This is a genomic window from Okeania sp. SIO2F4, from assembly GCF_010672385.1.
GTDB lineage: Bacteria > Cyanobacteriota > Cyanobacteriia > Cyanobacteriales > Microcoleaceae > Trichodesmium.
The window spans coordinates 1-1030 of record NZ_JAAHGT010001501.1 but is presented as its reverse complement, the minus strand read 5'-3'; the positions used below and the strand labels follow the sequence as shown (position 1 = coordinate 1030).

The window sequence follows — 1030 nt, the reverse complement described above, 5'->3', positions numbered from 1 at the left end:
AATAGAGTTGTTGGGAAATAAGGTAAAATGATTCAAGAAGAAATTGGCCATAAAAATGCTAAATATTGAACGAGCCTTAAAACAAGACAGGTTACTCAGAGCATTAACGGGATTAAACCGTAAAGCATTTGAATCTTTGTTGGAGTCCTTTGCTCATACATTTGAGCAAACATTGCACTCAAAACCTCGTCAACGCTCTGTTGGAGCAGGCCGTAAGGCTCGTTTACGTACCAGTCAATATAAGTTATTCTACATTCTCTTCTACTTTAAGTGTTACCCGACTTTTGATTTAGCTGGTATCTTGTTTGATATCGACCGTAGTCAGGCACATTATTGGGTTCATCGCTTACAACCTATTTTAGAAGCAGCCTTGGGAGAAAAAAAGGTGCTGCCAGAGCGTCAAATTAACAGTGTCCAAGGATTCATAGAGCGTTTCCCTGGAGTAGAACGAGTGATAATGGATGGCACAGAACGACCAGTGCAACGACCAACTGACTTAGAAAAACAAAAACTGAATTATTCGGGAAAAAAAAAGCGTCACACTCGCAAACATCTAGTTGCAGTCAATCAAAATAAGAAAGTGCTGGTATTGAGCCAGGCACGAGAAGGAAAGCTACATGACAAGAAGTTCCATGACCAGGATAAATTGATAGGAAATATACCTGTGGAGATTCCGATTGAAGTAGACAGTGGTTTCCAAGGTATCCAAAATCAGTATGAAAATATCCGCATCCCCCATAAAAAACCAAAAGGGGGAGAGTTAAGTGAGCAACAAAAATTAGAAAATCGAAAATTGAGCCAATCAAGGGTAGTATGTGAAAACGCTTTCGCGGGTGTGAAACGTTATGGAGTTGTCAGTCAGATTTATCGTAATCATAAGTATGATTTTGATGACAAATTAATGTTAACAGCAACTGGATTATGGAACTTATATCTGATAGCAGCATAAGTAATCAAATTACTCAGGAAATATATCAAGTTTTCGTTTGAGTTTTTTTCTAACCTAAGTTATTTCCCAACAACTCTAATA

General features: G+C 38.0%; 1 protein-coding gene. It reads left to right on the top strand.

Going from position 1 to position 1030, the window contains the following annotated elements; all coding sequences use genetic code 11:
- Positions 1-55 precede the first annotated feature (55 nt).
- The gene (locus F6K22_RS41515) at positions 56-949 is read left to right on the top strand and encodes a transposase family protein (RefSeq protein WP_293111053.1); all 894 of its coding nucleotides are present in this window, start codon (positions 56-58) and stop codon (positions 947-949) included.
- Positions 950-1030: the final 81 nt, after the last annotated feature.